Source organism: Halomonas sp. SL1, from assembly GCF_003030865.2.
In the GTDB taxonomy this organism is placed as follows: Bacteria; Pseudomonadota; Gammaproteobacteria; order Pseudomonadales; family Halomonadaceae; genus Halomonas; species Halomonas halophila.
The window spans coordinates 132,975-159,220 of the sequence record NZ_PYUQ02000016.1 but is presented as its reverse complement, the minus strand read 5'-3'; the positions used below and the strand labels follow the sequence as shown (position 1 = coordinate 159,220).

Here is a 26,246-nt window from a genome sequence, read left to right as displayed (position 1 = left end):
CCTTGTGGCTGAGCATGATGACGACACCTCGCCCGAGGGCTATACGCACCCGCTGGGCAATGACGTGCTCCTGGACATGGGCGGGGAGTACACGGCGCCGTCGGGTGACGGCGTTGCCCTGATGCTGGTCGGCCCGCCGGGGCCGTATACGCCGCCGGTCGGCGACAGCGTGGCGCTCAACTTCAGCGGCGAGTACGCACCGCCTGCTGGGGATGGCGTGGGCCTCAACCTGGTGCATGCCGGATGGGAGCCGCCCGAGGTGCAAGAGGTCGAGGTTGTCATCACCTCGACCCTGGCCGCCCCCGTGCACGAAGCGCGGGCAGAGGCGGTGCTGCCGGTCAGCGTGGCCAGCACCCTAGCCGCGCCCCAGCATCGGGCGACGCTCGCCAGTGACATCAACGTCTATCGCGACCCCAGCCTGCTGCGGGCCAGCGCCTGGGAGCAGGCGGGGCGCCAGAGCGCCACCACTGCCAGTGTCTATCGCGCCTCCCTGCAGAAGCGCCGGCAGACCGCCACCCGCTACCAGCATGCCGAACCGATCCGCCGCCAGGCGCGGGCACCGGCCCGCCAGCTGCCCCGGTGTGGCGAGATGCGCCGCGTGGTGCAAGAGTACGCCGCGCCGCTGGGCAGCCAGCACGGTGGGCACAACGTCCACCTGCCACGGCTCGACCGCTTCCGGCGGCTGCGCGCCGAGCAGGGGCGGCCGCTTCCCGTCGGCACCGAGGTGCTGGGCCACTACCTGCCGCACCTGCGCACCGGCTGGGGCCTGCCCTATGAGCAGGCCAGTCGCATCCTGGCCGCCCACTGGGGCCTTGGCTGGCAGGCCGGCGAGTACCGCCCGCTGGGCGTCCGCGGGCCTTATGAGCAGGCCATCGATCCGCCGCCCGGGGTGTCGGTACCGCCAGAGCCGCCTGAACCGCCGGAACCCGGCGGCCCGTGGGAGTGGGACGGCACGCTCGAGTTCTGTGCACGGCTACCGGCCAGCCTGGATCTCGACTTCGCCGTCGATCCCTGCGCGCCGACCGAGCCCGAGCCGCCCGTCGACGTCCCCATCCAGAGGACCTATCTCGTGAGCAACTCTGCATCCCTGACGCTGGTGGCCACCGGCCAGGCCCTCGAGGCCAGCGCTATCAGCGTGGCGATCGACGCCGATTCCTGGGCCTGGGAGCTGCGCGCCACCGTCATCGGCGAGGCGAGCCTTGCCGCCGTGCGAGACGCGGCACAGCCCGCCGAGCTCGAGGCCACCCTCAACGGCCACACCTGGCGCGTGGTGGTGGACGACTGGCAGCGCAGCCGCGCCTGGGGCGAGTTGCCGGCGATCACCGTCAGCGCGCGCAGCCTGGCCGCCTACCTCGGCGCGCCCCACGCCGCCGCGCGCAGCTACGCCGAGACTCAGACCCGCACCGCCCAGCAGCTCGCCGAGCAGGAACTCCCCCTGGGCTGGACACTCGACTGGCAGATCGACGACTGGCTGGTCGACGCCGGCGCCTGGCACTACACCAACCGCACGCCGATCGAGGCGATCAGCGCCATCGCCACCGCCGCCGGGGCCACGGTGCAGGCCCACCCCAGCGAGCCGCGGCTGATCATCGCCCCGCGCTATGCCGCCCCGCACTGGGCATGGGCCGGCGAGACGCCGGACGTCACCCTGCCGCCGGACGTGCTGACCCGCCTGGGCAGCGAGTACCGCCCCAGCGAGGCGCTCAACGGCGTGTATATCTCCGGCGAGACCACCGGCGTGCTCGCCCTGGTGAAGCGCACCGGCACCGCCGCCGACCGCCTCGGCGAGATGATCGTCGACCCGCTGACCACGCGGCAGGCACCGGCCCGTGCCCGAGGCATCGCCGTGCTGTCTGCCAGCGGCGAGCAGACCCGCGAGACCCTGGCGCTGCCGGTCGCCGACGACATCGCCGGCCTGCTCGCCACCGGCCAGCTGATCCGCGTCGGCCCCGCCGGCGACGACTGGCGCGGCCTGGTGCGCGGCGTCAGCCTCGCCGCCAGCGTCGACGGCAACGGCGCCCTCACCATCGAGCAGACCGCCGAACTTGAACGCCACCTGGAGAGTGCCTGATGGCCCGCAACCTGTACCGCCAGTTCCTCGACCTTATCCCCCGAGACCCCCTGCTGGTGGGCGAGGTCACCAGCCACAACACCGACGGCACCAGCACCCTGCAGCTCCCCGGCGGCGGCACGCTGCGCGCGCGAGGGCAGGGCGTCGCGGTCGGGCTCAAGGCATTCGTACAGACGGGCGAGATCCGGGGCGAGGCCCCGGACCTGACGGACGTCACGGTGGAGGTGTGATTATCCGTACGGCGATTGGTTGGTGGGCTTGAGGCTGATGCCGAGCTCCTGGGCCTTGCTATAAACCGCGTTCTCGGTCCTGCCGAGCTTCAAGCCGATGATGCGGGTGGGCGTGTTTTTCTTGGCGAGCTGTTTCAGCTGTGCTTTGTCGTCCGCAGACCACGGCTTGCCTTCGTTGTCTGGCCAATTGCTCATTGCGATGCTCCATCCTGAAGGTTGAGATGAGGAGGCTGAAGCTCCTAAGTCCGCCTCAGCTAAGCAGCCTAGACCCCATAATGACGAGGTGCCAGTGGAGCGTGCCGGCGTCTCATGTCCTGATGGAAAACTTGCTGACCATTCAGTGAAAAAGTATCTACACACTTGTCTTTATGCCGCAGCGTTATGTATGGGGGCTTTGCTCACGCTAGGGCAGGTCACTGCGTTCGGGCTCAACGCATTGGTGAAGACAGGCGAGACCGGGGCGAGGCCCCGGACCTGACGGACGTCACGGTGGAGGTGTGAAGACTGAAGGTGGGTTTCGGGGATTGCCGGTGTCGCTGTACATACGAAGTGGCTATGTTGAAACTGTGATGTTCGGTGTATTTGCCGCTACCAACGTGGGTCGGTGTCAACAGAACTTTCCCAGTCAAGAGTCGTGAATGACCAATGATGTGAACATTGATTTAAATTTGGTCATTTTCCGCAGGGTTGCTAGATCTTTTCCCATTTTTCCATCCGCGAAATTTGGTAATAAAGCCGTGGTTATGGTTGACTTTAGGAGCGCCTTCGATCTTCCACTTGACAGCAAGCCTCTCAAAATATTCGCAGAATTTTGGGGCCTCTTTTTCTTTTCTTATTTTGTCGATGAATGCAAAGGATTCATCAAAGTGCCTTATATACGTTGAACGCATCCAGCTTTTGTAGAAGTGCTCGTCAAGTATCGACCTGTCAATAGAAACTGCTATCAGCTCATAATGATTGAGGAAGTCTAGGACGCTAGTTCTAGATTCAATCTCTGCTTCAGATTGAGCATTAATCAATCCTTCGAGTCCACCGTTTCTCTTAAGTTCAGAAGAGAAGCATCTGTGAATTTCTTTGTAAAATTCATCAGACTCACTTTTCAGAATTACATCCAGTGTTGCTCTCACGCGGGCAATATGCCTTTGTCGCCACACCGCGAAAAGCGCTGTGCCGGCACCCACAACCGCAGAAAGTAAAATGGCCAAAGGTGATACCCACCAATGGCCATTTTGAGAAACTAGAATCAATGGTTCTTGATTAATCACGATACCCTTCTGAGCGCTTCATGATTTAACTCCTTTTCTAGTGTCTTTGCTTGCCTAAGTCAGTCGCCATATGCCAGCTGACATCGTTTGCCGCCGACAGCAAATTTATAGGACAACTGCGAGCGGCTTGGCAAGCTCTTGGCGTGCTTTTTAATACTTTTTGTGGCATTTGTCAAACCCCAGCCATCCCCTCAGTGCATTGTGATGCGTGGGTGAATGAAAGTTTTCTTTTTATAAATCAATTGGTTATGTTGGGCGTGAAAGCTTTGGCTGGACGATGGGGGGAGTGTGTTCGCCTCACACCTAGCAGGTAACCCAGCTGACCAGCCAGCCCTCCGTCGTCCGAGTGATGTCGACGTTCTCGTTCTCGTCGATCTCGGAAATGATGCGATCCCAAGCGTCGAGGTTGTCGCCGTCTTCCGAGCGCAGATGTACCTGGCGCGACTGACGGCGGTTCGCCGCCATGATCTCCACCTGGATGCGTTGGGCGAGCAGGTCGTAGCTGGAAACGTAGTGCATGGGTGCGCCTCCCTTATGCTGTACAGGTGCACAGTATTGTCAGGGTGGAGGCAGACTTCAAGCAGTGCCGGAAAAGTTGACCAAAATGTTGACCACACCATGCCCAAAGCTGACCAAAATCAGCCCAGGTTGACTGTCGGTCACTCGGTAAGTTGTTGAAAAACAAGAAGAGAATGGTGCGGATGGGGAGACTTGAACTCCCACGCCCGAAGGCACCAGAACCTAAATCTGGCGTGTCTACCAATTCCACCACATCCGCACGGGTCAGGCAGGCGTCCACATTTTACGGACGCCTTGCGGCAAGTCAATCGTCGTCGGGCAACTCCAGGTGATCGGCGGCCGCTATGGCGCGGGCGTCCGGGGTGTCGGCGTCCAGGCGCGGCACGATGCCGAGGCAGGGAGCGTTCAGGGTGCGCTCGAGAGTGGCCAGGTTATCGCGATAGCAGGCGTCGTCGGCAGAGAAGTCGGGGTCGATCAGGTTGCCCACCCAGCCGGCCACACGCAGGCCGTCGGCGCGGATCGCCTCGGCGGTGAGGCGGGCATGGTTCAGGCAGCCGAGCTTGAGCCCCACGACCAGGATTACCGGCAGTTCGAGGCGCAGCGCCAGGCCGGCGAGGTCTTCCTCGTCGTTGAGCGGCACGCGCCAGCCGCCGGCGCCCTCGATCAGCGTCAGCCCGCGCGCCTCGGCCAGCGGCGCGGCAACGTGGTCGGCCAGGGCGTCGACGGTCGGCGTCTCGCCGACCTGTCGGGCGGCCAGGTGAGGCGCGATGGGCGGCGCATAGGTGTAGGGATTGATGACGGCGTAGGGCGTGGCCGGCTCGCTCCGGGCCTGCAGGGTCAGGGCATCGATGTTGCGCAGCCCCTCGGCGGTCGACTCGCAGCCGGAGGCCACGGGCTTGAGTCCCAGGGTGGTCAGGCCGCGGCGGCGGGCCTGGGCCAGCAGGCCGCTGGCGACGAGGGTCTTGCCGGCGTCGGTGTCGGTGCCGGTCACGAAATAGGCGGTCATCTCAGCGTTCCAGGTCGAGCGTCAGAAGGTGGTAGGAGACGGGCAGGCCGTCCTCGTTGCGAAGCGCCTCGAAGCGGCGGGCGGCGCGGGCCACGTCGGCGCGCGAGAGCCGGGCGCCGTCGCGGGCCACCTGGGCGCCCACACCCTTGATCGAGGTCATCACCGCGGCGAGGTCGGGATAGTGGAAGCGCTCGATGCGTTCCGTGACCTCGACGCCGCGGAAGCCGGCCGCGTGGACGGCGCGGCGGTGCCGGGCGGCGTCATGGAAGCCGAGCAGCGCGGCGGGGCGCTGCCAGGCCTGGCCGACCTCGGAAAGCGTGCCCGGCGCCAGGGTGTTGATCAGCGCTCGCCCGCCGGGGCGCAGCACCCGGCGAACCTCGGCCAGCACGGCGTCCAGATCGGAGCACCACTGGATCGCCAGATTGGAGACGACGAGATCGAGGCCGCCGTCGGGCAGCGGCAGGTCGGCGGCGTCGGCGCACAGCCAGTCGATGGTCTCGCCGTGGCGGCGGCGGGCCTCGGTGAGCATGCCCGGCGCCAGGTCGAGGCCGTGGATGGTGGCGTCGGCAGCGAAGCGCTTGGCCAGTTCGGCGGCGAGGTCGCCGGGGCCGCAGCCAAGATCCAGCACGGCGCCGGCGCGTTCGGGCAGCCGTTCGAGCAGCCGCTCGGCCATGGCCTGCTGGGCCCGGGCGCGCTCGCGATAGTGCGGCGCGGCCCGCGAGAAGGCGTGGGCGACCCGGGCGCGCCAGTTGCGGTCCCTTTGATCCGTGTGAATGTCGATGGCGTGACTCGGCTGGGCGGTCATGGCGTGGGTTCCAAGGGCGCCTCTGCCCTGGCCTCGGAAAGCGTCGTTCGCCCGGGCGCCTCGGCGATGGCGGCCAGCGCGCGGGCGAGCCGTGCCGGCTGGCTGATCAGCGGGCAGTGGCCGGCCTCGGGCAGTCGGAGGTCGGCCCGCTGGCGCTCTGCCGGAGCCAGCAGCGGGTCGGCCTCGCCCGCCAGCCGATGCACCGGGCAGGGTGGCGAGGCGAGGCGCTCGGCGTTGTCGAGTTCGGCTAGCTGGGCGAGCCCCGTAGCCAGGGTCGCGGTGTCGGCGCTGGCGTCATCGCCGAGCAGGGCGCGCAGCCGGCGATGGGCGGCCCGGGGCGACGGCTCGCCGCCGAGCTGCCAGCGCAGGAAGTGGGCGTGGGTGCCCGTCGGATCACGGCGGAAGGCCTTGCGAAACTGGGCCAGGGCGGCGCGGCTGACGCCCTCGGGGTGCGGGAAGCGCTCGCCCATGCCGAGCAGCACCAGGGCGCGGGGCGCCGGCAAGTGGTCGAGCAGGGCGCCGGCCAGCAGGCCGCCCAGCGACCAGCCGACCCAGACGGCGTCGCTCGGCAGCTCGTTGGCCATGGTCTCGGCCAGGGCGTCCAGCGAGGCGGGGTCGTCGAGGGCGTCGCGTTCGCCGTAGCCCGGCCAGTCCGGCGTGGTGATCGTAAGCCCGTTCGGCCAGTGGCCGTCGAGCGCCTGCCACAGGCGGGCGTCGCAGCCCCAGCCGGAGAGCAGCACCAGCTTGTTATCTGCCGATTCGCTCATGCGGCCTCCTCCCGCTGGCAGGCGGCCAGCCCGTCGAGCAGGGCGTCCAGGGCGTGGTCGTCGTGGGCGGCGGAGAGCGTGATGCGCAGTCGCGCCGCGCCTTTCGGCACCGTCGGGGCGCGGATGGCGCCGACCCGAAGGCCGGCGTCGCCGAGCCGGGCGGCCCAGCGCAGCGTGCGCGCGCTGTCGCCGAGGCGCAGCGGCTGGATCGGCGTGGTCGATTCGTCCAGTTCGAGGCCGAGGGTGGCGGCCTCGCGGCGGAAGCGCGCGATGCGTTCATGCAGCCGGGCGCGCCGCTCGGGTTCGGCCTCCAGCACGTCGAGGGCGGCCAGGGTCGCTGCCGCCACACCGGGCGGCTGGGCGGTGGTGTAGACGTAGGGTCGAGCGAACTGCACGAGATGCTCGATCAGCGCCTCCTCGCCGGCCACGAAGGCGCCGGCGCTGCCGAGTGCCTTGCCCAGGGTGCCGACCAGCACCGGCACCTCGTCGACGTCGTGGGTCCGGCCGGCGCAGCCGTCGCCCACCTCACCGAGCACGCCGAGGCCGTGGGCGTCGTCGATCATCAGCCATGCGTCGTGACGGCGGGCGGTGGCGGCGAGCCCCGCCACGTCGGCCACGTCGCCGTCCATGCTGAACACGCCGTCGCTGACCACCAGCGCCGGGGCCTCGCTCGGGGCTCGGGCGAGCAGGCGTTCGAGGTCGTCGAGGTCGCGGTGGTGGAAGCGGCGCGAGGGTGCGCCGGCGAGTCGGGCGCCGTCGATCAGCGAGGCGTGGTTGAGACGATCCTGGAAGACCGGCGTATGGCGATCGCACATCGCCTGCAGCACGCCCAGGTTGGCCATGTAGCCGGTGGAGAACAGCAGCGCCCTCGGGCGGCCGGTGAGCGCGGCGAGGCGCTGCTCCAGCGCCTCGTGAATCTGCTGGTGGCCGCACACCAGGTGCGAGGCCCGGCCGCCGGCGCCAAAGCGCCGCGTGCCCTCGGCCTGGGCCTCGGCGAGGCGCGGGTCGCGGGCCAGGCCGAGATAGTCGTTGCCGGCGAAGTCGAGCCGGTCGTCTTCCGGCCCCACGGTGGGCCGGGCGCGCCACAGCCCCTCGGCGCGGCGGGTCTCGGCCCGCTCGGCCAGGCGACGCGACCAGGTCTCGGCCATGGGGTCAGGCTCCGGTGGCGTCGTAGAACAGGGCGTCGTCCTGGCGCTCGCGCATGGCGGCTTCCAGGGCGGCCTCGGTCTTCTCGTCGTCGGCGCAGGTCTCGCGCTGCTCCGGGTGCAAGCCGAGCTTGTCGAACAGCGCCCGGTCGCGCTCCACCTGGGGGTTGCCGGTGGTCAGCAGGGTGTCGCCGTAGAAGATCGAGTTGGCACCGGCCAGGAAGGCCATGGCCTGGGTGGACTCGTCCATCTGCTCGCGGCCGGCGGACAGGCGCACGTGGCTCTTCGGCATCAGGATGCGGGCCACGGCGATGGCGCGGATGAACTCCAGCGGGTCCAGGTCCTCGGCGTGCTCCATCGGGGTGCCCGGCACCTTGACCAGCATGTTGATCGGCACCGACTCGGGATGCGGCTCCAGGCGCACCAGCTGCTGGAGCAGGGCGGCGCGGTCGCGGGGTGCCTCGCCCATGCCCAGGATGCCGCCGGAGCAGACCTTCATGCCCGCCTCGCGCACGTTGGCCAGGGTGTCCAGGCGATCGGCGTAGCTGCGGGTGGTGATGATCTCGCCGTAGTAGTCCGGCGAGGTATCGAGGTTGTGGTTGTAGTAGTCGAGCCCGGCCTCGGACAGGCGCTTGGCCTGATCGACGTCGACCATGCCCAGGGTCATGCAGGTCTCGAGCCCCAGCGCCTTGACCTGGCTGACCATCTCCATGACCACCTCGAGATCCTTCTCGCGCGGGCTGCGCCAGGCGGCGCCCATGCAGAAGCGGCTGGCGCCGGCCTCCTTGGCGGCCTTGGCCTGGTTCACCACCTTCTCGATCTCGAGCAGCTTCTCCTTGCCGAGCCCGGTGTTGTAGTGGCCGGACTGCGGGCAGTACTTGCAGTCCTCCGGGCAGGCGCCGGTCTTGATCGACAGCAGGGTGGAGACCTGCACGGCGTTGGCATCGAAGTGCGCGCGGTGGACCTGCTGGGCGCGGAACATCAGGTCGTTGAAGGGCAGCGCGAACAGCGCCTCGATCTCCTCGAGGGACCAGTCGTGGCGAAGGTCCGGACGACTGGCTAGGGTCAGATCAACCGGGGCGTTGTCGTGGGGCTGGGCAGGCATGAGGGGCTCGCTTATGGTCAACTGGGCACGGGTTCGTGAGTTGACCGATAGGGTACGTAGGCAGGTCGGTATGTCAACCTTGTGGCGTCATGAGGTTGACGACTGGCTGCGCCGCGCGTTGCCGGGCCGCTGCGCCTTCTGCCTGGCGGCCTGCGAGCCCGGCCGCCCCTGGTGCGCCGACTGCCACGCGGCGCTGCCCTGGAATCGCGCGGCCTGCCCGGTCTGCGCCGAGCCGCTCCCGGCCAGCGTCATCCCACGACCCTGTGGCCACTGCCTGCGTCGGCCGCCGGCCTACCTTCGCGCCCGAGTGCCGCTGCGCTACGAGGGCGAGGTGGCGGGGCTGATGCAGCGCTTCAAGTTCCATGCCTCGCCGCGGGCCGGCACGCTGCTGCTGACGTTACTGGAGGAGGGGCTGGAAGAGGGGATGAAAGAGGGGGTGAAAAAAGGCCAGGCCGGCATCGCGCCGCCCCAGGCTCTGATCGCCGTGCCGCTGCATCCGCGACGCGCCCGGGAGCGCGGTTTCGATCAGGGTCGCTGGCTGGCCGAACGGCTGGCGGCGAGGCTCGAGGTGCCGCTCATCCTGGCCCGGCGGACGAAGGATACGCCGAGCCAGCGGGGCCTCGGCCGGCGAGGGCGGCGGGGCAACCTGCGCGGGGCCTTTGAGATGCCGCAGGCGCTGCCGCCTCGGGTGGCGCTGCTCGATGACGTCATGACCACCGGCGCCACCCTCGACGCCCTGGCCCGGGCCTGTCGCCGGGCGGGCGCCGAGGAGGTCGAGGCCTGGGCGATTGCCAGGACGCCGCCGGGCCACGGCAGCGCCTAGCGGCCTTGCCGGGGGATCAGGCCGTGGAGGCGTCACGGTGGTCGACCAGCCGCTCGCCGGCGGCCAGGGTCTTGCGCTCGTGGGGTTGGTCGCGCCAGGGCTCGGCGAGGGCGGCCCGGTACCAGGCCTGCATGCCGGGCAGGGCCAGCAGCCGCTCGACGTAGCCGCGGGCGGCCGCGCCGAGGGGCAGGTCGAAGCCTTGCACGCGAAAGGCGACCGGGGCGAAGAAGGCGTCCACTGCGGTGAATGTTTCTCCGGCCAGGAAGGGGCCGCTGAACGTCTCCAGTCCTTGCGTCCAGAGCTCTTCCAGACGCGCCAGGTCGTGCCTCAGCGGCTCGGAAGGCGTCGTGACCCGCACGCGCAGCCCGCAGTTCATGGGGCATTCGTCTCGCAGCGCCCGGAAGCCGGAGTGCATCTCGGCGCAGGCCGATCTCGCCCAGGCGCGGGCGTCGGCCGACGTCGGCCACACGCCCGGATGGCGTTCGGCCAGATACTCGACGATGGCGAGGGAGTCCCAGACGGCGAGCTCGCCGTCGATCAGGCAGGGCACCTGGCCGGTGGGCGAGAAGGCGCGAAACGAGGCCCAGTTCGCGTCGGCGACGAAGGGCGTCAGCCGTTCCTCGAAGGGAATGGCCATCTCGCTCATCAGCAGCCAGGGGCGCAGCGACCAGGACGAGTAGTTCTTGTTGGCGATATGCAGTCGATACACGGCGGCAGGCCTCTCGCGGGAGAAGGAAGCGGGATCAATGCGACGTGGCGATCAGCGAGCCGCCCGCGGCCATGAACAGGCCGCCGGTGGCGCGATGAAAGCCCCTGGCCCGGCCGGGATGGCGGAACCACTGGCCGAGGCCCGAGCCCATGGCGGCGTAGAGCTACATCAGGCTGAGGTCGATCACCGCCCAGGTGGCGGCGAGGATGGCGAACTGCACCAGCTGGGGCTCACCCACGTCGATGAAGTTGGGGAACAGGGCGGCGAAGAACAGCAGATCCTTGGGATTGCTGATGCCGACCAGAAAGCCCTGGCGGAACAGGCGGAGGCTGGAGGTGTTCGCGGATGGGGGCGCCGCGGCGGCGTCCGGGACGTCCAGCGGCGAGTCGTCGCCGGAGCGGCGCCAGGCCTGAAGGCCGAGGATCACGAGATAGGCGCCGCCGAGGAGCTTCAGCACGTGGAAGGCGGTCTCCGAAGCGGCCAGGATGGCACCGAGGCCCAGCGACGACAGCACCATCAGCGCCAGCGAGGCCAGGGTGCCGCCGCACACGGTGGCCGTGGCGCGGCGGCGGCCGAAGCGCAGGCCGTGGCTGGTGCAGAGCAGCGCCACCGGGCCGGGGAAGATGATCAGGGCGACGATCACGCCGAGGTAGGTGATCCAGGTGAGCAGTTCCATGGCGTGTCTCCGGCCGGGATGTCCGTGAAGTGCATCGGGCACCGTGCCGATGAATGCACCAGCATAGGGCAGGCGCGGGGACGATTTCCAGGCCGCCGGCGCGGCAGGCCGGGCGGCTTTGTTACCATGGCGTTTTGCCTGCGACGAGAACGCCCATGACCGATGCGATTCATCCCTTTGCTCGCCTCGAGCCCGCCCGGGTCGTGGCGGCGGTGGAGTCCCTGGGCTTCTGGCTGCCGGGCGAGCCCTTCGCGCTCAACAGCTACGAGAACCGGGTCTACCTGGTGCATGACGACGAGCGTCGCCGCTGGGTGGTCAAGTTCTATCGCCCGGGCCGCTGGACCGACGCCCAGATCCAGGAGGAGCACGACTTCCTGGCCGAGCTCGAGGCGGCCGGTGTGACGGTGGCCGCCCCCTGGCGCGATGACGCGGGGGCGAGCCTGCACCGCCACGACGACTTCCGCTTCGCGCTGTTTCCTCATCTGCCCGGCCAGGCGCCGGAGCTGGACAATCCCGAGCACCTGTTCGCCCTCGGCGAGACCATCGGCGCCGTGCATGTGGTGGGCGAGCGCCGGGCCTTCGTGCATCGTCGCCAGCTGGCGCCGCGGGCGATGGCCGAGGAGGCCGCCGAGACGGTGCTGGCTAGCCGCTGGCTGACGGATCATCAGCGCCCGGCCTACGAGCGCATCAGCCGGGGCCTGATCGAGGCGCTCGGCACCCGGGACTGGCCGGCACGAGAGCTGCGGGTCCAGGGCGATTGCCACCTGGGCAACATGCTGGGCCGCGACGAGCACTTCGCGCTGGTGGACTTCGACGACTGCCTGATGGCGCCGGCGGTGCAGGACCTGTGGATGCTGCTCACCGCCGAGGACGAGGGCGAGCGCCAGATGCAGCTCTCCGAGGTGATCGAGGGCTATGAGCAGCATCGCGACTTCGATCGTGGCGAGCTGGCGCTGGTGGAGCCGCTGCGTGCGCTGCGGCTGATGCGCCACAGCGCCTGGCTGGTGGCGCGCTGGGAGGATCCGGCCTTTCCGCAGGCGTTTCCATGGCTGGCGGATGCCGGCTACTGGGACGCTCACCTGCGCGAGCTCGAGCAGCAGCGGGTGATGCTGGACGGCACGGCCCGCTGGCTGTCCTAGGCACTGCCCGAAAAGTGTCTGCGCTTGGTTATACGGTGTTAAAAATCAGCTCGGGCGCGAGTCCGATCAAAATGCTCATTTACCGATCGTAAACTCCGCCTTTTTGCTAATTTTTGCCTTGTCTAACCTTCGCTCGCCGACTTTTCACACAGCGCCTTGTCGCCGCCTGATCGCCTGAGTGCCGGTTACGGCTGGTCGGCGGCCTCGTCGGCGTCGTGCTGGCGGCGACGGGCGTTGATCTCCGCGGAGGGGTTCGCCTGCTGTTCCAGGCTCAGCGGCCGGGTCAGCGTCAGCACGAAGACGTCATCCGGCGTCAGCCGGCAGCGGTCGCCCTGGCAAGCCGCGAGGCCGAAGTCGCCGTCCGCGTCGTAGGCGCCGGCAGTGAGTTCGCCGCTGTAGATGGCGCTGTCGGCGCCGGCGGTCTCGATGCAGGTCAGGGCGCTGGCGGTCAGCCGCACGCGCTCGCCGTTGCGCCGGGCATCGCCGGTGACGACGCAGTAGTCGGGGAGGCGGTGGCTGCCCCGCTCGCTGTGGACCGGGTGCATCACCACGTCGTCGAGGCGCGGGGTCTCGGCGTCGAGGGTCAGGTCGTCGACCAGGGCCATGGCGACCCGAGCGTCGGCGGGCAGGGAGAGGGTATCGCCCATCGCCAGGCTCGGCAGGGTCAGGGCAGTTGCCATCAGCAGGATCGTCGGCTTGAACATGTCGGTGCTCGGCAGGCAGCGGGTCGAAAGAAGAGGGTCGGCCCAACTCTACCATAGCCATCGGCGGCAAGAAGCCGCCCTGGCGCGACATGGCGTCGCTCCAATCGGATGCCGAGGCCGCCATGGCACTGCGTCGGGCGGCGCCTTGCGCTAGAATAATGCGTTCCCCGAGCCGCTGGTTGTACAAAAGCGGTTTTTTGAATAATTTATGTATAATGTGTGTGGCCGGGCCATCGCCGACGCACCGACATCACGACTCTGCATGGGGCCTGACCATGACCGAACATCTCGCCAACCACTACCGCCAGATCATCGAGGGACTGGGAGAGGACCCCGAACGCGAGGGGCTCCGTGACACCCCCAAGCGGGCCGCCAAGGCCATGCAGTTCCTCAACCACGGCTATCAGCAGTCGCTGGAGGAGATCGTCAACGGCGCGGTCTTCGCCTCCGAGACCGACGAGATGGTGCTGGTGAAGGACATCGAGCTGTACTCGATGTGCGAGCATCACCTGCTGCCGTTCATCGGCAAGTGCCACATCGCCTATCTGCCGCGGGGCAAGGTGCTGGGGCTGTCCAAGTTCGCCCGGATCGTGGATATGTACGCCCGTCGCATGCAGATTCAGGAGAACCTGACGCGCCAGATCGCCGAAGCGGTGCAGCAGGTCACCGAAGCCCGCGGCGTGGCCGTGGTCGTCGAGGCGCGTCACCTGTGCATGATGATGCGCGGCGTCGAGAAACAGAATTCCAGCATGACCTCCTCGGTGATGCTCGGTGCCTTCCGCGAGCACCAGAGCACGCGCCAGGAGTTCCTGACCCTGGTTCAAGGCCGCTGAGGCCGCGAAGGAGAGCGATATGCCACTGCACGCGCTGGGCGACGAGCACCTCGATCACGATCTGGCCACGATCCGTATCAAGGATCTGCGCCTGAGGACCCATGTCGGCATCAAGGAAGAGGAGATCCAGAATCGCCAGGACGTGGTGATCAACATGGTGATCCGCTATCGCGCCGACAAGGCGGTGGCCTTCAATCACATCGAGCAGGCGCTGAACTATCGCTCCATCACCAAGGAAGTGATCGCCCACGTGGAGGGGCATCGCTTCCAGCTGCTGGAGCGCATGACCCGTGAGGTGCTCGACCTGGTGATGAGCTACGAGCAGGTGCTCGCCGCTCAGGTCGAGATCGACAAGCCCCATGCCCTGCGCTTCGCCGACTCGGTGTCGATCACGCTCTCCGACTCCCGCGAGGCGCGGCGCGAGGGTTGAGACGGCAGGGGTATCGCCGCGCGAAGGGTTGAAGATCGCTCATGGATGAGCGGTTGGCGTGTCGGGGGGCTTGCGCTTAGCATGAGGTGCATCCCCGCAAGGCCGCACGCCAGGAGTCAACCATGGAAGCCCTGAAGGAAACCCAGCTCTACTGCCCGTTCGCCTACATCGACGGCAGCTGGGTCGCCGCCGACAGCGGCGAGCAGATCAACGTGATCAATCCCGCCACCGGTGAGCCCATGGGCGACGTGCCCCGGCTCGGCCGCGCCGAGACAGAGCGCGCCATCGCCGCCGCCGACGCGGCCCTGCCGGCCTGGCGTGCCCTCACCGCCCAGGAACGGGCCGATATCCTGATGAAGTGGCACGACCTGATGCTCGAGCATCAGGACGACCTGGCCATGATCATGACCTTCGAACAGGGCAAGCCGCTCAAGGAAGCCGCCGGCGAGATCGCCTATGCGGCGAGCTTCCTGCGCTGGTTCGCCGAGGAGGCCCGCCGGGTCTACGGCGAGACCATTCCCGCCGCTCAGTCCCAGCAGCGCATCCTGGTCACCAAGCAGCCGATCGGCGTGGTCGGCGCCATCACGCCCTGGAACTTCCCGGCGGCGATGATCACGCGCAAGGCCGGCGCCGCGCTGGCCGCGGGCTGCACCTTCGTGGTCAAGCCGGCCAGCCAGACGCCGTTCTCCGCCACCGCGCTGGCGCTCCTGGCCGAGCGCGCCGGGGTGCCGCGCGGCGTGTTCAACGTGGTCCCCGGGCGCGCCTCGGAGATCGCCGCGGCGCTGACCGAGTCCCCGGTGGTGCGCAAGATCACCTTCACCGGCTCCACCGAGGTGGGCCGCGAGCTGATGAGCCAGGCCTCGCGCCACGTGCAGAAGATCTCGCTGGAGCTCGGCGGCAACGCGCCCTTCATCGTGTTCGAGGACGCCGATCTCGACGCCGCCGTGGAAGGCGCCATGGCCGCCAAGTTCCGCAACGCCGGCCAGACCTGCGTGTGCACCAACCGCTTCCTGGTGCAGTCCAGCGTGGTCAACGCCTTCTGCGAGAAGCTGGCGGTGGCCATGAACAGCGAGCTCAAGGTGGGGGACGGCACCCAGTCAGGCGTCAATATCGGCCCGCTGATCGACGACAAGGCGGTGGCCAAGGTCTCCGAGCACGTCCAGGACGCCGTGGACCACGGCGCCGAGCTGCTGCTCGGCGGCCATCCGCATCCGCTGGGCGGCAACTTCTTCACGCCGACCCTGATCAACGCCGCCAACGACAGCATGAAGGTCGCCACCGAGGAGACCTTCGGCCCGCTGGCCGCGGTCTTCCCCTTCGACGACGAAGAGGATGCCGTGGCCATGGCCAACGACACCGAGTTCGGCCTGGCCTCCTACTTCTATTCCCGCGACCTGGGACGCGTATGGCGCGTCTCCGAGGCGCTGGAGTACGGCATGGTCGGCATCAACACCGGGCTGATCTCCAACGCCGCGGCGCCCTTCGGCGGGGTCAAGGCCTCCGGCCTCGGTCGTGAGGGCGGTCACCAGGGCATCGAGGAGTTCCTCGAGACCAAGTATCTGTGCATCGACCTCGGTGGCTAGACCGGGAGCCTGAAGATCGGCCCTACGCGCCTGGAAGTCGGAAGACAAACACCCCGCCGAGCATGCTCGGCGGGGTGTTTCTTTCCAGATACCAGAGAAAACGGCTGGGCGAAGGTCAGGCTAGGCGAAAAGCGGCGAAAGAGCGGAGTTTGCTTTAGCAAATGAGCATCTTGATGCCGCTTTTCAACGACGCATGGCCGAGCTCCAGCGTTTTCCTCTCCGCTCAGTGGCGGAAGTGGCGCATGCCGGTGAACACCATGGCGATGCCGGCCTCGTTGGCGGCGTCGATCACTTCCTGGTCGCGCATGGAGCCGCCGGGCTGGATCACCGCGGTGATGCCGGCCTTGGCGGCGGCGTCGATGCCGTCGCGGAACGGGAAGAAGGCATCGCTGGCCATCACCGAGCCGGGCACGGACAGGCCTTCGTCGGCGGCCTTGATGCCGGCGATCTTGGCCGAGTAGACGCGGCTCATCTGGCCGGCGCCCACGCCGATGGTCTGGCCGTCCTTGACGTAGACGATGGCGTTGGACTTGACGTACTTGCCGACCTTCCAGGCGAAGGCCAGGTCACGCATTTCCTGCTCGCTGGGGACGCGCTCGGTGACCACGGTCAGCTCGTCGCGGCCGACCATGCCCAGGTCGCGGTCCTGGACCAGCAGGCCGCCGGTGACGCGCTTGAGGTCGTGGGCGTGCTCGCGCTCGCCGGGCCAGTGCGCGGAGATGTCGAGCAGGCGCACGTTCTTCTTCTCGGCGACGATCTCGCGGGCCGCGTCCTCGACCCCGGGGGCGATGATCACCTCGACGAACTGGCGGTCGATGATGGCGCGGGCGGTCTCGGTGTCCAGCGGGGTGTTGAAGGCGATGATGCCGCCGAAGGCACTGGTCGGGTCGGTGGCGAAGGCCTTGTCGTAGGCCTCGAGCTGGCTGGCGCCGACGGCCACGCCGCACGGGTTGGCGTGCTTGACGATCACGCAGGCGGTCTCGGCGAAGCTCTTCACGCACTCCAGCGCGGAGTCGGTGTCGGCCACGTTGTTGAACGACAGCGGCTTGCCCTGCAGGGTCTCGGCGGTGGAGACGCTGGGCTCCTGGCAGCCGGCCTCGACGTAGAAGGCCGCGGACTGGTGCGGGTTCTCGCCGTAGCGCATGGACTGCTTCTTGTGGAACTGCAGGTTGTAGGTGCGCGGGAAGCCGTCCTCGCCGCCCTCGACGCGCTGGCCGAGGTAATCGGCGATGGCGGCGTCGTAGCCGGCGGTGTGTTCGAAGGCCTTGACCGCCAGGTCGAAGCGGGTGGCCTGCTGCATGCCGCCTTGGGCGACTTCCTCGAGCACGCGGCCGTAGTCGCCGGCGTCGACCACGATGGTGGTGTAGGCGTGGTTCTTGGCGCAGGAGCGGACCATGGTCGGGCCGCCGATGTCGATGTTCTCGATGGCGTCCTCGAGGCTGCAGTCCGGACGCGCCACGGTGGCCGAGAACGGATACAGGTTGACCACCACCATGTCGATCGGTGCGATGTCGTGCTCGGCCATCACCGCGTCGTCCTGGCCGCGACGGCCGAGGATGCCGCCGTGGATCTTCGGATGCAGGGTCTTGACGCGGCCATCCATGATCTCGGGGAAGCCGGTGTGCTCGGAGACCTCGGTGACCGGAATGCCGTTCTCCTGCAGCAGGCGGAAGGTGCCGCCGGTGGAGAGCAGCTCGACGCCCTGGTCGCTGAGGCCGCGGGCGAAGTCGACGATGCCGGTCTTGTCGGACACGCTGATCAGGGCGCGACGGACCGGAGTGGAAGAGGCTTGGGACATGAAGGTCACTCTGTTGGGCGTTGAGGGAACATCGAAACGCAAGCGAGGGCGCTCGATGGCGCCCTCGCGGGAATTCAGATCAGCCCGTAGTGCTTGAGCTTCTTGCGCAGGGTGCCGCGGTTGAGGCCGAGCATCTCGGCGGCGCGGGTCTGGTTGCCCTGGGCGTTCTCGAGCACCGAGGCCAGCAGCGGCGCCTCGACCTCGGCCATCACCATGGCGTGAAGGTCGGTGACGTCGCCGCCGTCGAGGTGGTCGAAGTAGCGTCGCATGGCGGCGTCGACGGCCTCGCGCAGGGGCACGTCGCCGTGGGGGCTCAGCGCGCTGCCGTCGGCCTCGTCGAGGCGCCGGGAGGCTCGGGCGTCCAGCTCGGTCAGCGCGGAATTCTGGTCAAGGGCTTGGCTGCTGGTCATGCGGCACAGGTTCCATCCGGCGTCATGGCCCGGGCGACACGGTGCGGCGCCGTGGCGGGGTCATGACGAAAGAGTTCGTCGATGAAGCGGCACTGGTCAGCGGGGCTGTCCAGGCCATTGAAGGTGGCGCGCAGGGCACGTCGTCCGTCGTCGTCGAGGCGTGCATCGCCGGCCAGGTACCAGCCGAGATGCTTGCGGGCGATGCGCACCCCCATGTGCTCGCCATAGAAGTCGTGCAGGGCCACCAGGTGGCCGTGGAGCACCGCCGAGCGTTCGGCGTCGTCGGGCGCCGCGAGGCGCTGGCCGTGTCGCAGGTAGTGATCGATCTCGCGGAAGATCCAAGGGTTGCCCTGGGCGCCGCGGCCGATCATCACCGCATCCGCCCCAGTATAGTCGAGGACGTGGCGGGCCTTCTCGGGCGAGTCGACATCGCCGTTGGCGAAGATCGGCAGCTTCACCGCGGCCTTGATGGCGGCGATGGTGTCGTACTCGGCCTCGCCGCCGTAGCGCTGCTGGCGGTGACGGCCGTGCACGGCCAGCGCCTGGATGCCGGCGTTCTCGGCCAGCTTCGCCACCCGCACGCCGTTGTTGCTGTCGGCGCACCAGCCGGTGCGGATCTTCAGCGTCACCGGCACGTCCACCGCGGCGACCACCGATTCGAGGATCTCGGCCACCAGCGCCTCGTCCCGCAGCAGCGCCGAGCCGGCGGCCTTGTTGCAGACCTTCTTGGCCGGACAGCCCATGTTGATGTCGATGATCTCGGCGCCCATCTCGGCGTTGAGCCGTGCCGCCTCGGCGAGCATCTCGGCGTCGCCGCCGGCGATCTGCACGGCGCGAGGGCCGGGCTCGCCGCGATGGTCCATGCGCAGTCGCGACTTGCGGGTGTGCCACAGATTCGGGTCCGAGGTCACCATCTCGCCCACCACCAGGCCCGCGCCCAGCCGCCGGCAGAGCGCGCGGAAGGGGCGGTCGGTGACGCCGGCCATGGGGGCCAGGATCACCCGGTTCGGCAACGCATGAGAGCCGATGCGCGGCAGGGGACGTGAGTCGGGCATGGTCGAGATCGATGGTTCGAAGGGGGGACATATCATACGCCCCCCGATGGCCTGGGTGAAGGATCGGTGTGCGGCAGAGCGTCGCCCGCCGCCGGGCCCATCCGGTCAGCCGTCGGCGGCGCGGCGTCCGGTGAGGCGCACCCAGCCCTCGCGCACTTCGGGCTCGTCCATGATCAGGCCGCGCGCCTCGTAGGCCTCGCGCACCTCGTCGGCCTGGGCCTCGAGGATGCCGGACAGCGCCAGGCGGCCGCCCGGCGCCACGCGCCCGGCGATCTCGCCGGACAGCTCGACCAGCGGGCCGGCCAGGATGTTGGCGATCACCACCGGGAAGCGCGCCGCGGCGTCGAGCTGCTCCGGGTAGTGGAGCGCGAAGTCGTCTTCCTCGACGCCGTTGCGCTCGGCGTTGTCGCGGCTGGCGGCGAGCGCCTGGGGATCGATGTCGGTGCCCCGGGCCGAGTTCGCGCCGAGCTTGAGTGCGGCGATGGCGAGAATGCCGGAACCGCAGCCCACGTCCAGCACCTCGCGGCCGTCGAGCTCGCCGGCCACGGCCAGGCCGTCGAGCCACGAAAGGCACAGCGCCGTGGTGGGGTGGGTGCCGGTGCCGAAGGCCAGGCCGGGATCGAGATGCAGGTTGACCGCCTGGGGGTCCGGCGCCTCGTGCCAGCTCGGCACGATCCACAGCTTCTGGCCCATCTGTAGGGGCTCGAAGTCGTCCATCCAGGCGCGCTCCCAGTCGCGATCGTCGAGCAGCTCGTGCTCGATCTCGGGGCAGGGCTCGCCGGGCATGGCCTCGGACCAGGCGCCGGCCAGGCGTTCGAGCATCGCGGGCAGGCCCTCGAGATCGTCGTAGAGGCCGGTCAGCACCGTCTCGTCCCACAGCGGTGTGGTGCCGCGCTCGGGTTCGAACAGCGGGTCGTCCTGGGCGTCCTGGAGGGTGATGGCGGTGGCGCCTTCGTCCAGCAGCAGTTCCTCGAGCAGGTCGGCCTGCTCGGGGGCGATGCGGGCCTTGAGTTGCAGCCAGGGCATGGGAACTCCCGGGAATCGCGTGAGGAAACGACGGCGGGGCGGCCAAGCCGCCCCGCTGCCGGAGGAGTGTCGACCGGGCTCAGAGGCCCAGCTTCTTCTCCAGGTAGTGGATGTTGACGCCGCCCTGCTGGAAATAGCCGTCGCGGACCAGATCCTTGTGCAGGTCGGTGTTGGTCTTGATGCCTTCGACCAGCAGCTCGTCCAGGGCGTTGCGCATGCGGGTCAGCGCCGTCTCGCGGTCGACGCCCCAGGTGATCAGTTTGCCGATCAGGGAGTCGTAGTGCGGCGGCACCGAGTAGCCGGTGTAGACGTGGGAGTCCATGCGCACCCCGATGCCACCCGGCGGGTGGTAGAGGGTGACCTTGCCCGGGGAGGGCATGAAGGTCCGGGCGTCTTCGGCGTTGATGCGGCACTCGAAGGCGTGACCGCTGAGCTCGATCTCGTCCTGGCTCACGGACAGCGGCAGGCCGGAGGCGATGCGTAGCTGTTCGCGGACGATGTCGACGCCGGTGACCATCTCGGTGACCGGGTGCTCGACCTGCACGCGGGTGTTCATCTCGATGAAGAAGAACTGGCCGTTCTCGTACAGGAACTCGAAGGTGCCGGCGCCGCGGTAGCCGATCTCGATGCAGGCGTCGGTACAGGCCTTGAGCACCTGGGCACGGGCGTCCGGGTCGAGGCCCGGGGCCGGGGCTTCCTCGAGCACCTTCTGGTGACGGCGCTGCAGCGAGCAGTCGCGGTCATAGAGGTGGATGGCATTGCCCTGGCCGTCGGCCAGCACCTGGACCTCGACGTGGCGCGGGTTCTCGAGGAACTTCTCCATGTAGACGGTGCCGTCGCCGAAGGCCGAGTGGGCCTCGGTGCGGGTCACGGTCACCGCGGAGAGCAGGTGGCCCTCGGTGTGCACCACGCGCATGCCGCGTCCACCGCCGCCGGCGGCCGCCTTGATGATCACCGGGTAGCCGATGCGCCGCGCGGTGGCGAGGATCTCGCCCTCGTCGTCGCCCAGCGGGCCGTTGGAACCCGGCACGGTCGGCACGCCGGCCTTCTTCATGGCCTCGATGGCGCTGACCTTGTCGCCCATCAGGCGAATGGTCTCGGCGCGGGGGCCGATGAAGGTGAAGCCGGAGCGTTCCACTTGCTCGGCGAAGTCGGCGTTCTCGGAGAGGAAGCCGTAGCCGGGGTGGATGGCGCTCGAGTCGGTGACCTCGGCGGCGCTGATCAGCGCCGGGATGTTGAGGTAGGACTGCGCGGAGGAGGCCGGGCCGATGCACACGGCCTCGTCGGCCAGGCGCACGTGCATCAGGTCGCGGTCGGCCTTGGAGTGGACCGCGACCGTGCGAATGCCCAGCTCCTTGCAGGCGCGCAGGATACGCAGAGCGATCTCGCCGCGATTGGCGATGAGAACCTTGTCCAGCATGATGGAGTCCGCCAATGTGGGTGAAGGGATCAGGAGATGACGACCATCGGCTGCTCGAATTCGACCGGTTCGCCGTCGTCGACCAGGAAGGCCTCGATGACGCCGTCACGATCGGCCTCGATCTGGTTCATCATCTTCATCGCCTCGACGATGCAGATGGTTTCACCCTTCTTGACGCTCTGGCCGACTTCGGCGAAGGGCTTGGCGCCCGGGGCCGGGGCGCGGTAGAAGGTGCCGACCATCGGTGACAGCACTTCCTGGCCCTGGTAGGCCGGCGCCTGCTCGGCGGCGGGCTCGGCGGCAGCGGCCGGTGCCTGCGGGGCCGGAGCGGCGGGCTGGGCCGGTGCGGCCGGCCAGGCGGGAGCGGCCGGCTGCGGGTAGGCGGTGCCGTTGGGGTGACGGCTGATGCGCACAGACTCTTCGCCTTCCTGGATCTCGATCTCGCTGATGTTCGACTCTTCCAGCAGCTCGATCAGCTTCTTGACCTTGCGAATATCCATATGACGTCGTCTCGATGGTGAGTTCGGGGGTAGCGGCCGGCGCAGTCAACCACGGCTAACTTGCTATAGATCGCGGCAAGATGGCGTCTCTTGTCGCCTCTATCGGCCTCGAAAAGCGGTGTGGGCGGAGTTTGCCGAAATTCATGGGCGATGTCCAGCGGCCCGAACGGCGTTCGCCAATGAACCCTAGCCCGGGCGGCTGCCGGCGTCGAGCGAGGCGCTGACGCCCTCCAGGTGGCGGGCCAGTCGATCGGCGTCGACCTCGCCCTGGATGCGCGCCTGGCGCAGTTCGCGACCGTCGTCGAAGAATAGCAGGCTCGGTGGGCCGAACAGTTCGAAGCGTTCCAGCAGCGCCCGGCTGTCGGCGTCGGTATCGGTCACGTCGACCTCGATGCGGTGGAAGCTCGCGAGCGCCTCGGCCACCGGCGGGGCGGGGTAGACCTCGCGCTTCATGACCTTGCACGAGATGCACCAGTCCGCGGTGACGTCGACGAACACCGGCCGGTCCGCCGTGGCGAGAGCGGCGTCCAGCTCGTCGAGGCGGGTGACCACGGTCGCCGGCTCGAGGGCGCCGACACCGTCAGTGGCGGCAGCCTCGCGCTGGGCCAGCGGGCGCAGCGGGTCCTCGGCGCCGCTGGAGGCGCCGATCACCAGGGTCACGCCCCATGTCAGCAGCAGGAGGCCCAGCGCCTGGCGGGCCCGGGCCCAGCCCGGCGGCGTGTTCAGGCTCAAGGCGCCGAGGGCCAGCGCCGCGCCGATGGCCAGGGCGGCCCATAGCAACAGCGCCACGGGGCCCGGCACCAGGCGCTCGATCAGCCATACGGCGACGCCCAGCAGCAGGATGCCGAAGGCGGCCTTGATGCCGGTCATCCAGGCGCCGGTGCGCGGCAGCAGGGCCGGGCCGAAGGTGCCGACCAGCAGCAGCGGCACACCCATGCCGAGCGCCAGGGCCAGCAGGGCGGCGCCGCCCATCGCGGCATCGCCGGTCGAGGAGATGAACACCATGGCGCCGGCCAGCGGCGCCGAGACGCAGGGTGAGACCACCAGTACCGAGAGTGCGCCGGCCAGCGCCAGGCCGGCCGGGCCGCTCCGCTGGGCACGGGTCTGCCAGGCCTCGATGCGCCCGGACAGCCGCGGCGACAGGCGCAGGTCGAAGGCGCCGAACATGGCCAGGGCGAACAGCGTGAACAGCGCCGCGAAACCGATCAGTACCGGGGGCGACTGGAGCCTGGCCTGAAGATTCAGCCCGGCGCCGAAGCTGCCCATCAGCACGCCCGCGACGGCGTAGGTCAGCGCCATGCCGGCCACGTAGGACAGCGACAGCGCGAAGGCGCGGTAACGGCTGGGCTGCTGGCCGACGATGATCGAGGACAGGATCGGGATCATCGGCAGCACGCAGGGGGTGAAGGTCAGGCCCAGGCCGGCGAGGAAGAAGAGGCCCAACACCAGCGGCAGGCTGGCTTCCGCGAGCAGGGCGCTGAAGCGGCCATCCTCGCTGATCGGGGCCGTGGGCGCGCCGCCGGTCGTGCCGGCAGCGTCCCGGCTGTTGCCGCCCGGTGGCGTCGGATCGACGTCGGCGAAGGCGGCGGGGGCTTGCCCCTCGGGCGCCTGCAGCGAGACGCTCTCGGGCGGATAGCAGAGGCCGGCATCGGCACAGCCCTGGAAGCCGAACGTCAGGTCGAGCGGGCCCTCGGCGTTGCCGCCGGCGCGCTCGATGGGCACCGTGAAGGTGACCCGATCGTAAAAGACGCGCACGTCGCCGAGGAATTCATCGGTCTTGGCCGTGCCGGCCGGCAGGCGAGGCTCGCCGAGGCTGACGCCCGGGGTTGCGCTGTCGACACTGAATCGATGGCGATAGAGATAGTAGCCGTCGGCGTTCTCGACGCCGATCGTCAGCGTCTCGCCGTCGTGCCAGGCGCTGGGCTGGAAGGCCTCCTCGACGGGCAGGAAGTCGCCGTCGCTGCCGCCGTCGTCGTCGAACCACTGTGCCTGGGCGATGAGCGGGATCCATAACAGCAGAAGCAGGCTTATCAAGCGGCGGGCGTGCGGCACGGGGTGGTCCTTGAGCGTGAGTGAGCGTCATCGATGGCGCCGCCGCGAAGACGGCGGCGGGTTTGTGACCCGTGGTGGGGCATGGGGTTCCACGGCGTCGGCCGCTATGCTCTGATGCGGGAAGCAGCGGTGCCGGTTCGGCATCGGCGTTAGCATATCGTAGCGGCTGGGTAGCTGTGGATGCGCCTTGCCGTCGCAGCTCGGCGGATTCCGAGCCCACATCGTCAGGGAAACCCTATCATGGCATCGAAGCGACGGGCGGCCGAACGGCGTCGCCGCAGTAAAGAGACGCTGGAGCGTCCGCAATACGGTTGGATCTGGAAGCCGCTGCTGGCGGTGCTGGTGATCGCGCTGGTCGTGGCGCTGGGGTTGGGCGTCTGGTGGAGCCGCACGCCGGCGTTAGAGCCGGTGTCGGATGACGCCGTCGCCGCCTCCGACACGGCGCCGGGCATGGCCGTCGTGGGTGGCCTGTCGGGCCTGGTGGGGACGCTGCTCGACAAGCCGGGCGGCTATCTGCGCAACGACCTGGCCCCGCCTGGGGTATGGCTCGACAACATGCCCGCCTGGGAGCTCGGTGTGCTCGGCCAGGCGCGCTGGATGAGCCAGTCGCTGCCGACCATCGCCGGCAGCGACGCCGCGGCGCTGGATGCCGCGCGCACGGCGCTGGAGGGCGATGCCGACGACTGGTTCTATCCCTCCACCGAGCGTCGACTCGAGCAGGCCCGCGCCGCCCTCGACGGCTATCGCCAGACGCTTGGCGGCGGTCAGGCCGCCTTCGCTGCCGATGGCCAGGGGATTGCGGCCTGGTTGAACGGCGTGACCCGGAGGCTCGACGACATGGGACGTCGCCTCTCGGCCAGCGTCGGCAGTCCCGAAGCCCTGGCCGGGCTGGACCTCGACACCGAGGGGCTGCCCACGGAGACGCCGTGGTACCGGCTCGACAACGTCTTCTTCGAGGCCCGCGGCCAGGCCTGGGCCCTTCATCGTCTGCTCGTGGCGATGCACCGCGACCAGGCCGAGCGAATCGAGGCCGCCGGGCTGACGATGCGCTGGGAGGCCCTGCTGGCCGAACTCGAGCTGAGCCAGCGACGGCTGTGGAGCCCGGTGATCCTCAACGGCTCGGGTTTCGGGCTGTTCGCCAATCATTCGCTGGTGATGGCGCATCATGTGCTGCGTGCCCGGGACCTGAGCCGCGAGCTCGCCGAGGGGGTGGCGACGCAGTTTGATGCCCTCGAGGTGCCGGCGGCCGATGACGACGCTCGGCAGGAGAGCGGCGCGGAGACCGTCGCCGAAGAGAACGAGACGGCGCGGGAGGTGGCTGCCGAGCCGGAGGCGAGCGAAGGCGGGGTCAAGGCGCCTCGGGACGCGGCGAACGGTGATGGTGACGTGACGGCGGAAGAGGTCGGTGGGGAAGAGGCCGTCGCGGAAGAGGGCGTCGATAAAGAGAGCGTCGAGGAAGTGGGTGTCGAGACGGAGGAAAATGACGCCGCCGGTGAGGCCCTGTCCATGCCGGAGGCCGACGAGGCGCGTTGAGTCCGTCGCCATGCCGGAATGACGAAGGGGCCGCCCATCGGGCGGCCCCTTCCTGTCCGGGCATGATCGCGGGCGATCAGGCCTTGTCGTGAGCCGCGGCGGCCTTCTCGATGGCCTTGCGGGCGGCCTCGACGCCTTCCCAGGATTCCACCTTGACCCACTTGCCCTTCTCGAGATCCTTGTAGTTCTCGAAGAAGTGGGCGATCTGCTGGCGCAGCAGTTCCGGCAGGTCGGTCACTTCCTGGACGTCGTCGTACAGGCTGGACAGCTTTTCGTGCGGCACGCAGACCAGCTTGGCGTCTTCGCCGGCTTCGTCGGTCATGTTCAGGATGCCGACCGGGCGCGCGCGGATGACGCTGCCGGGCTGGACCGGATACGGCGTCACGACCAGGGCGTCCAGCGGGTCGCCGTCGTCGGCCAGGGTGTGCGGGATGAAGCCGTAGTTGGCCGGGTAGAACATCGGGGTGGCCATGAAGCGGTCGACCAGCAGGGCGCCCATGTCCTTGTCGATCTCGTACTTGACCGGGGCATGGTTGGCCGGGATCTCGATGGCGACGTAGAGGTCGTTGGGCAGGTCCTTGCCGGCGGGGATGTTGTCGAAGTTCATGAGGGCGTCCTTCTATGGCTTATGGCCCTGGGCTT

At 68.6% G+C, this 26,246-nt stretch carries 27 protein-coding genes and 1 tRNA gene; 8 read left to right on the top strand and 20 right to left on the bottom strand.

Features of this window, described 5'->3' with window-relative positions:
- Window positions 1-4: 4 nt before the first annotated feature.
- On the top strand, window positions 5-2,071 hold the full coding sequence (locus C9J49_RS10905) for a hypothetical protein (RefSeq protein WP_107182086.1): 2,067 nt from the start codon (window positions 5-7) through the stop codon (window positions 2,069-2,071).
- Window positions 2,071-2,301, top strand: a complete 231-nt coding sequence (locus C9J49_RS10900; RefSeq protein WP_107182085.1) for a hypothetical protein — start codon at window positions 2,071-2,073, stop codon at window positions 2,299-2,301. The genes C9J49_RS10905 and C9J49_RS10900 overlap by 1 nt, the downstream gene beginning before the upstream one ends.
- On the opposite strand, the gene C9J49_RS10895 is transcribed toward C9J49_RS10900, so the two are convergent.
- From C9J49_RS10895 to bioB, 9 genes are all read right to left on the bottom strand, one after another.
- The gene (locus C9J49_RS10895) at window positions 2,302-2,496 is read right to left on the bottom strand and encodes a hypothetical protein (RefSeq protein WP_107182084.1); all 195 of its coding nucleotides are present in this window, start codon (window positions 2,494-2,496) and stop codon (window positions 2,302-2,304) included.
- Between the two features lie 467 nt (window positions 2,497-2,963).
- Window positions 2,964-3,566 carry a DUF4760 domain-containing protein gene (locus C9J49_RS10890; RefSeq protein WP_181454285.1) on the bottom strand — a complete coding sequence of 201 codons (603 nt, stop codon included), beginning with the start codon at window positions 3,564-3,566 and terminating at the stop codon, window positions 2,964-2,966.
- A 303-nt stretch (window positions 3,567-3,869) separates the two neighbouring features.
- Window positions 3,870-4,085: a DUF1654 domain-containing protein gene (locus C9J49_RS10885; RefSeq protein ID WP_107182082.1), complete on the bottom strand. Its 216-nt coding sequence runs from the start codon at window positions 4,083-4,085 to the stop codon at window positions 3,870-3,872.
- Between the two features lie 174 nt (window positions 4,086-4,259).
- Window positions 4,260-4,344 (bottom strand) — tRNA-Leu (locus tag C9J49_RS10880).
- Between the two features lie 45 nt (window positions 4,345-4,389).
- Window positions 4,390-5,091 carry a dethiobiotin synthase gene (gene bioD, locus C9J49_RS10875; RefSeq protein ID WP_046080165.1) on the bottom strand — a complete coding sequence of 234 codons (702 nt, stop codon included), beginning with the start codon at window positions 5,089-5,091 and terminating at the stop codon, window positions 4,390-4,392.
- A 1-nt stretch (window position 5,092) separates the two neighbouring features.
- Window positions 5,093-5,896 carry a methyltransferase domain-containing protein gene (locus tag C9J49_RS10870; RefSeq protein WP_107182081.1) on the bottom strand — a complete coding sequence of 268 codons (804 nt, stop codon included), beginning with the start codon at window positions 5,894-5,896 and terminating at the stop codon, window positions 5,093-5,095.
- Window positions 5,893-6,663: an alpha/beta fold hydrolase gene (locus tag C9J49_RS10865; protein ID WP_107182080.1), complete on the bottom strand. Its 771-nt coding sequence runs from the start codon at window positions 6,661-6,663 to the stop codon at window positions 5,893-5,895. Before C9J49_RS10865 ends, C9J49_RS10870 begins: the two co-directional genes overlap by 4 nt.
- A complete protein-coding gene (gene bioF, locus C9J49_RS10860; RefSeq protein ID WP_107182079.1) occupies window positions 6,660-7,811 on the bottom strand; it encodes an 8-amino-7-oxononanoate synthase in 1,152 nt (383 codons plus the stop codon). Before bioF ends, C9J49_RS10865 begins: the two co-directional genes overlap by 4 nt.
- Window positions 7,812-7,815: 4 nt before the next feature.
- On the bottom strand, window positions 7,816-8,913 hold the full coding sequence (gene bioB / locus C9J49_RS10855) for a biotin synthase BioB (RefSeq protein WP_173834998.1): 1,098 nt from the start codon (window positions 8,911-8,913) through the stop codon (window positions 7,816-7,818).
- A gap of 70 nt (window positions 8,914-8,983) precedes the next feature.
- Between bioB and C9J49_RS10850 the strand changes: the two genes are divergently transcribed.
- Window positions 8,984-9,736, top strand: coding sequence for a ComF family protein (locus C9J49_RS10850; RefSeq protein ID WP_237022309.1), 753 nt, complete (start codon window positions 8,984-8,986; stop codon window positions 9,734-9,736).
- A 16-nt stretch (window positions 9,737-9,752) separates the two neighbouring features.
- Here C9J49_RS10850 and C9J49_RS10845 read toward each other — a convergent pair whose 3' ends face one another.
- Complete coding sequence (locus tag C9J49_RS10845; protein ID WP_107182077.1) at window positions 9,753-10,445, bottom strand: glutathione S-transferase family protein; 693 nt, start codon at window positions 10,443-10,445, stop codon at window positions 9,753-9,755.
- Window positions 10,446-10,608: 163 nt separating this feature from the next.
- On the bottom strand, window positions 10,609-11,121 hold the full coding sequence (locus C9J49_RS10840) for a LysE family translocator (RefSeq protein ID WP_258394031.1): 513 nt from the start codon (window positions 11,119-11,121) through the stop codon (window positions 10,609-10,611).
- Window positions 11,122-11,276: 155 nt separating this feature from the next.
- On the opposite strand from C9J49_RS10840, the gene C9J49_RS10835 reads away from it, so the two are divergent.
- The gene (locus tag C9J49_RS10835; RefSeq protein ID WP_107182076.1) at window positions 11,277-12,260 is read left to right on the top strand and encodes a serine/threonine protein kinase; all 984 of its coding nucleotides are present in this window, start codon (window positions 11,277-11,279) and stop codon (window positions 12,258-12,260) included.
- A 185-nt stretch (window positions 12,261-12,445) separates the two neighbouring features.
- Here the strand turns inward: C9J49_RS10835 and C9J49_RS10830 are convergent, their stop codons facing one another.
- Window positions 12,446-12,964, bottom strand: coding sequence for a hypothetical protein (locus tag C9J49_RS10830; protein ID WP_035599686.1), 519 nt, complete (start codon window positions 12,962-12,964; stop codon window positions 12,446-12,448).
- A 275-nt stretch (window positions 12,965-13,239) separates the two neighbouring features.
- Here C9J49_RS10830 and folE point away from each other — a divergent pair, with 275 nt between their 5' ends.
- The 3 genes from folE (at window position 13,240) to C9J49_RS10815 (ending at window position 15,810) form a co-directional block, all read left to right on the top strand.
- Entirely contained in the window at window positions 13,240-13,797 is a 558-nt protein-coding gene (gene folE / locus C9J49_RS10825) for a GTP cyclohydrolase I FolE (RefSeq protein ID WP_035599683.1), read from the top strand.
- 19 nt (window positions 13,798-13,816) lie between these two features.
- Window positions 13,817-14,227 carry a dihydroneopterin triphosphate 2'-epimerase gene (folX, locus tag C9J49_RS10820; protein WP_046080172.1) on the top strand — a complete coding sequence of 137 codons (411 nt, stop codon included), beginning with the start codon at window positions 13,817-13,819 and terminating at the stop codon, window positions 14,225-14,227.
- 122 nt (window positions 14,228-14,349) lie between these two features.
- The gene (locus C9J49_RS10815) at window positions 14,350-15,810 is read left to right on the top strand and encodes an NAD-dependent succinate-semialdehyde dehydrogenase (RefSeq protein WP_035599680.1); all 1,461 of its coding nucleotides are present in this window, start codon (window positions 14,350-14,352) and stop codon (window positions 15,808-15,810) included.
- A gap of 223 nt (window positions 15,811-16,033) precedes the next feature.
- Here the strand turns inward: C9J49_RS10815 and purH are convergent, their stop codons facing one another.
- The 7 genes from purH to dsbD form a co-directional block, all read right to left on the bottom strand.
- Window positions 16,034-17,608, bottom strand: coding sequence for a bifunctional phosphoribosylaminoimidazolecarboxamide formyltransferase/IMP cyclohydrolase (purH, locus tag C9J49_RS10810; protein WP_107182075.1), 1,575 nt, complete (start codon window positions 17,606-17,608; stop codon window positions 16,034-16,036).
- A gap of 74 nt (window positions 17,609-17,682) precedes the next feature.
- The gene (gene fis / locus C9J49_RS10805; RefSeq protein ID WP_107182074.1) at window positions 17,683-18,018 is read right to left on the bottom strand and encodes a DNA-binding transcriptional regulator Fis; all 336 of its coding nucleotides are present in this window, start codon (window positions 18,016-18,018) and stop codon (window positions 17,683-17,685) included.
- Window positions 18,015-19,073 carry a tRNA dihydrouridine synthase DusB gene (gene dusB, locus C9J49_RS10800; RefSeq protein ID WP_107182073.1) on the bottom strand — a complete coding sequence of 353 codons (1,059 nt, stop codon included), beginning with the start codon at window positions 19,071-19,073 and terminating at the stop codon, window positions 18,015-18,017. Before dusB ends, fis begins: the two co-directional genes overlap by 4 nt.
- Before the next feature lie 105 nt (window positions 19,074-19,178).
- Entirely contained in the window at window positions 19,179-20,099 is a 921-nt protein-coding gene (prmA, locus tag C9J49_RS10795; RefSeq protein ID WP_046080175.1) for a 50S ribosomal protein L11 methyltransferase, read from the bottom strand.
- Between the two features lie 79 nt (window positions 20,100-20,178).
- Window positions 20,179-21,519, bottom strand: a complete 1,341-nt coding sequence (gene accC, locus C9J49_RS10790) for an acetyl-CoA carboxylase biotin carboxylase subunit (protein ID WP_035599672.1) — start codon at window positions 21,517-21,519, stop codon at window positions 20,179-20,181.
- Between the two features lie 29 nt (window positions 21,520-21,548).
- On the bottom strand, window positions 21,549-22,019 hold the full coding sequence (gene accB, locus C9J49_RS10785; RefSeq protein ID WP_035599669.1) for an acetyl-CoA carboxylase biotin carboxyl carrier protein: 471 nt from the start codon (window positions 22,017-22,019) through the stop codon (window positions 21,549-21,551).
- Between the two features lie 186 nt (window positions 22,020-22,205).
- Window positions 22,206-24,071, bottom strand: a complete 1,866-nt coding sequence (gene dsbD / locus C9J49_RS10780) for a protein-disulfide reductase DsbD (RefSeq protein WP_107182072.1) — start codon at window positions 24,069-24,071, stop codon at window positions 22,206-22,208.
- Window positions 24,072-24,311: 240 nt separating this feature from the next.
- Between dsbD and C9J49_RS10775 the strand changes: the two genes are divergently transcribed.
- On the top strand, window positions 24,312-25,604 hold the full coding sequence (locus C9J49_RS10775) for a DUF2333 family protein (RefSeq protein ID WP_258394023.1): 1,293 nt from the start codon (window positions 24,312-24,314) through the stop codon (window positions 25,602-25,604).
- Window positions 25,605-25,680: 76 nt separating this feature from the next.
- On the opposite strand, the gene ppa is transcribed toward C9J49_RS10775, so the two are convergent.
- Window positions 25,681-26,211, bottom strand: a complete 531-nt coding sequence (gene ppa, locus C9J49_RS10770) for an inorganic diphosphatase (RefSeq protein WP_035599659.1) — start codon at window positions 26,209-26,211, stop codon at window positions 25,681-25,683.
- Window positions 26,212-26,246 lie beyond the last annotated feature (35 nt).

Excerpts from the sequence above, each read along its gene's own strand:
- accB (WP_035599669.1), bottom strand. The coding sequence starts at position 22,019 with ATGGATATTCGCAAGGTCAAGAAGCTGATCGAGCTGCTGGAAGAGTCG.
- C9J49_RS10885 (WP_107182082.1), bottom strand. The coding sequence starts at position 4,085 with ATGCACTACGTTTCCAGCTACGACCTGCTCGCCCAACGCATCCAGGTG.
- C9J49_RS10870 (WP_107182081.1), bottom strand. The coding sequence starts at position 5,896 with ATGACCGCCCAGCCGAGTCACGCCATCGACATTCACACGGATCAAAGG.
- prmA (WP_046080175.1), bottom strand. The coding sequence starts at position 20,099 with ATGCCCTGGCTGCAACTCAAGGCCCGCATCGCCCCCGAGCAGGCCGAC.
- ppa (WP_035599659.1), bottom strand. The coding sequence starts at position 26,211 with ATGAACTTCGACAACATCCCCGCCGGCAAGGACCTGCCCAACGACCTC.
- purH (WP_107182075.1), bottom strand. The coding sequence starts at position 17,608 with ATGTCCCAAGCCTCTTCCACTCCGGTCCGTCGCGCCCTGATCAGCGTG.
- dusB (WP_107182073.1), bottom strand. The coding sequence starts at position 19,073 with ATGCCCGACTCACGTCCCCTGCCGCGCATCGGCTCTCATGCGTTGCCG.
- C9J49_RS10840 (WP_258394031.1), bottom strand. The coding sequence starts at position 11,121 with ATGGAACTGCTCACCTGGATCACCTACCTCGGCGTGATCGTCGCCCTG.
- C9J49_RS10830 (WP_035599686.1), bottom strand. The coding sequence starts at position 12,964 with ATGTTCAAGCCGACGATCCTGCTGATGGCAACTGCCCTGACCCTGCCG.
- fis (WP_107182074.1), bottom strand. The coding sequence starts at position 18,018 with ATGACCAGCAGCCAAGCCCTTGACCAGAATTCCGCGCTGACCGAGCTG.
- accC (WP_035599672.1), bottom strand. The coding sequence starts at position 21,519 with ATGCTGGACAAGGTTCTCATCGCCAATCGCGGCGAGATCGCTCTGCGT.
- folE (WP_035599683.1), top strand. The coding sequence starts at position 13,240 with ATGACCGAACATCTCGCCAACCACTACCGCCAGATCATCGAGGGACTG.
- C9J49_RS10900 (WP_107182085.1), top strand. The coding sequence starts at position 2,071 with ATGGCCCGCAACCTGTACCGCCAGTTCCTCGACCTTATCCCCCGAGAC.
- C9J49_RS10865 (WP_107182080.1), bottom strand. The coding sequence starts at position 6,663 with ATGAGCGAATCGGCAGATAACAAGCTGGTGCTGCTCTCCGGCTGGGGC.
- C9J49_RS10775 (WP_258394023.1), top strand. The coding sequence starts at position 24,312 with ATGGCATCGAAGCGACGGGCGGCCGAACGGCGTCGCCGCAGTAAAGAG.
- C9J49_RS10895 (WP_107182084.1), bottom strand. The coding sequence starts at position 2,496 with ATGAGCAATTGGCCAGACAACGAAGGCAAGCCGTGGTCTGCGGACGAC.
- folX (WP_046080172.1), top strand. The coding sequence starts at position 13,817 with ATGCCACTGCACGCGCTGGGCGACGAGCACCTCGATCACGATCTGGCC.
- bioF (WP_107182079.1), bottom strand. The coding sequence starts at position 7,811 with ATGGCCGAGACCTGGTCGCGTCGCCTGGCCGAGCGGGCCGAGACCCGC.
- C9J49_RS10850 (WP_237022309.1), top strand. The coding sequence starts at position 8,984 with ATGTCAACCTTGTGGCGTCATGAGGTTGACGACTGGCTGCGCCGCGCG.
- C9J49_RS10815 (WP_035599680.1), top strand. The coding sequence starts at position 14,350 with ATGGAAGCCCTGAAGGAAACCCAGCTCTACTGCCCGTTCGCCTACATC.
- C9J49_RS10835 (WP_107182076.1), top strand. The coding sequence starts at position 11,277 with ATGACCGATGCGATTCATCCCTTTGCTCGCCTCGAGCCCGCCCGGGTC.
- bioD (WP_046080165.1), bottom strand. The coding sequence starts at position 5,091 with ATGACCGCCTATTTCGTGACCGGCACCGACACCGACGCCGGCAAGACC.
- bioB (WP_173834998.1), bottom strand. The coding sequence starts at position 8,913 with ATGCCTGCCCAGCCCCACGACAACGCCCCGGTTGATCTGACCCTAGCC.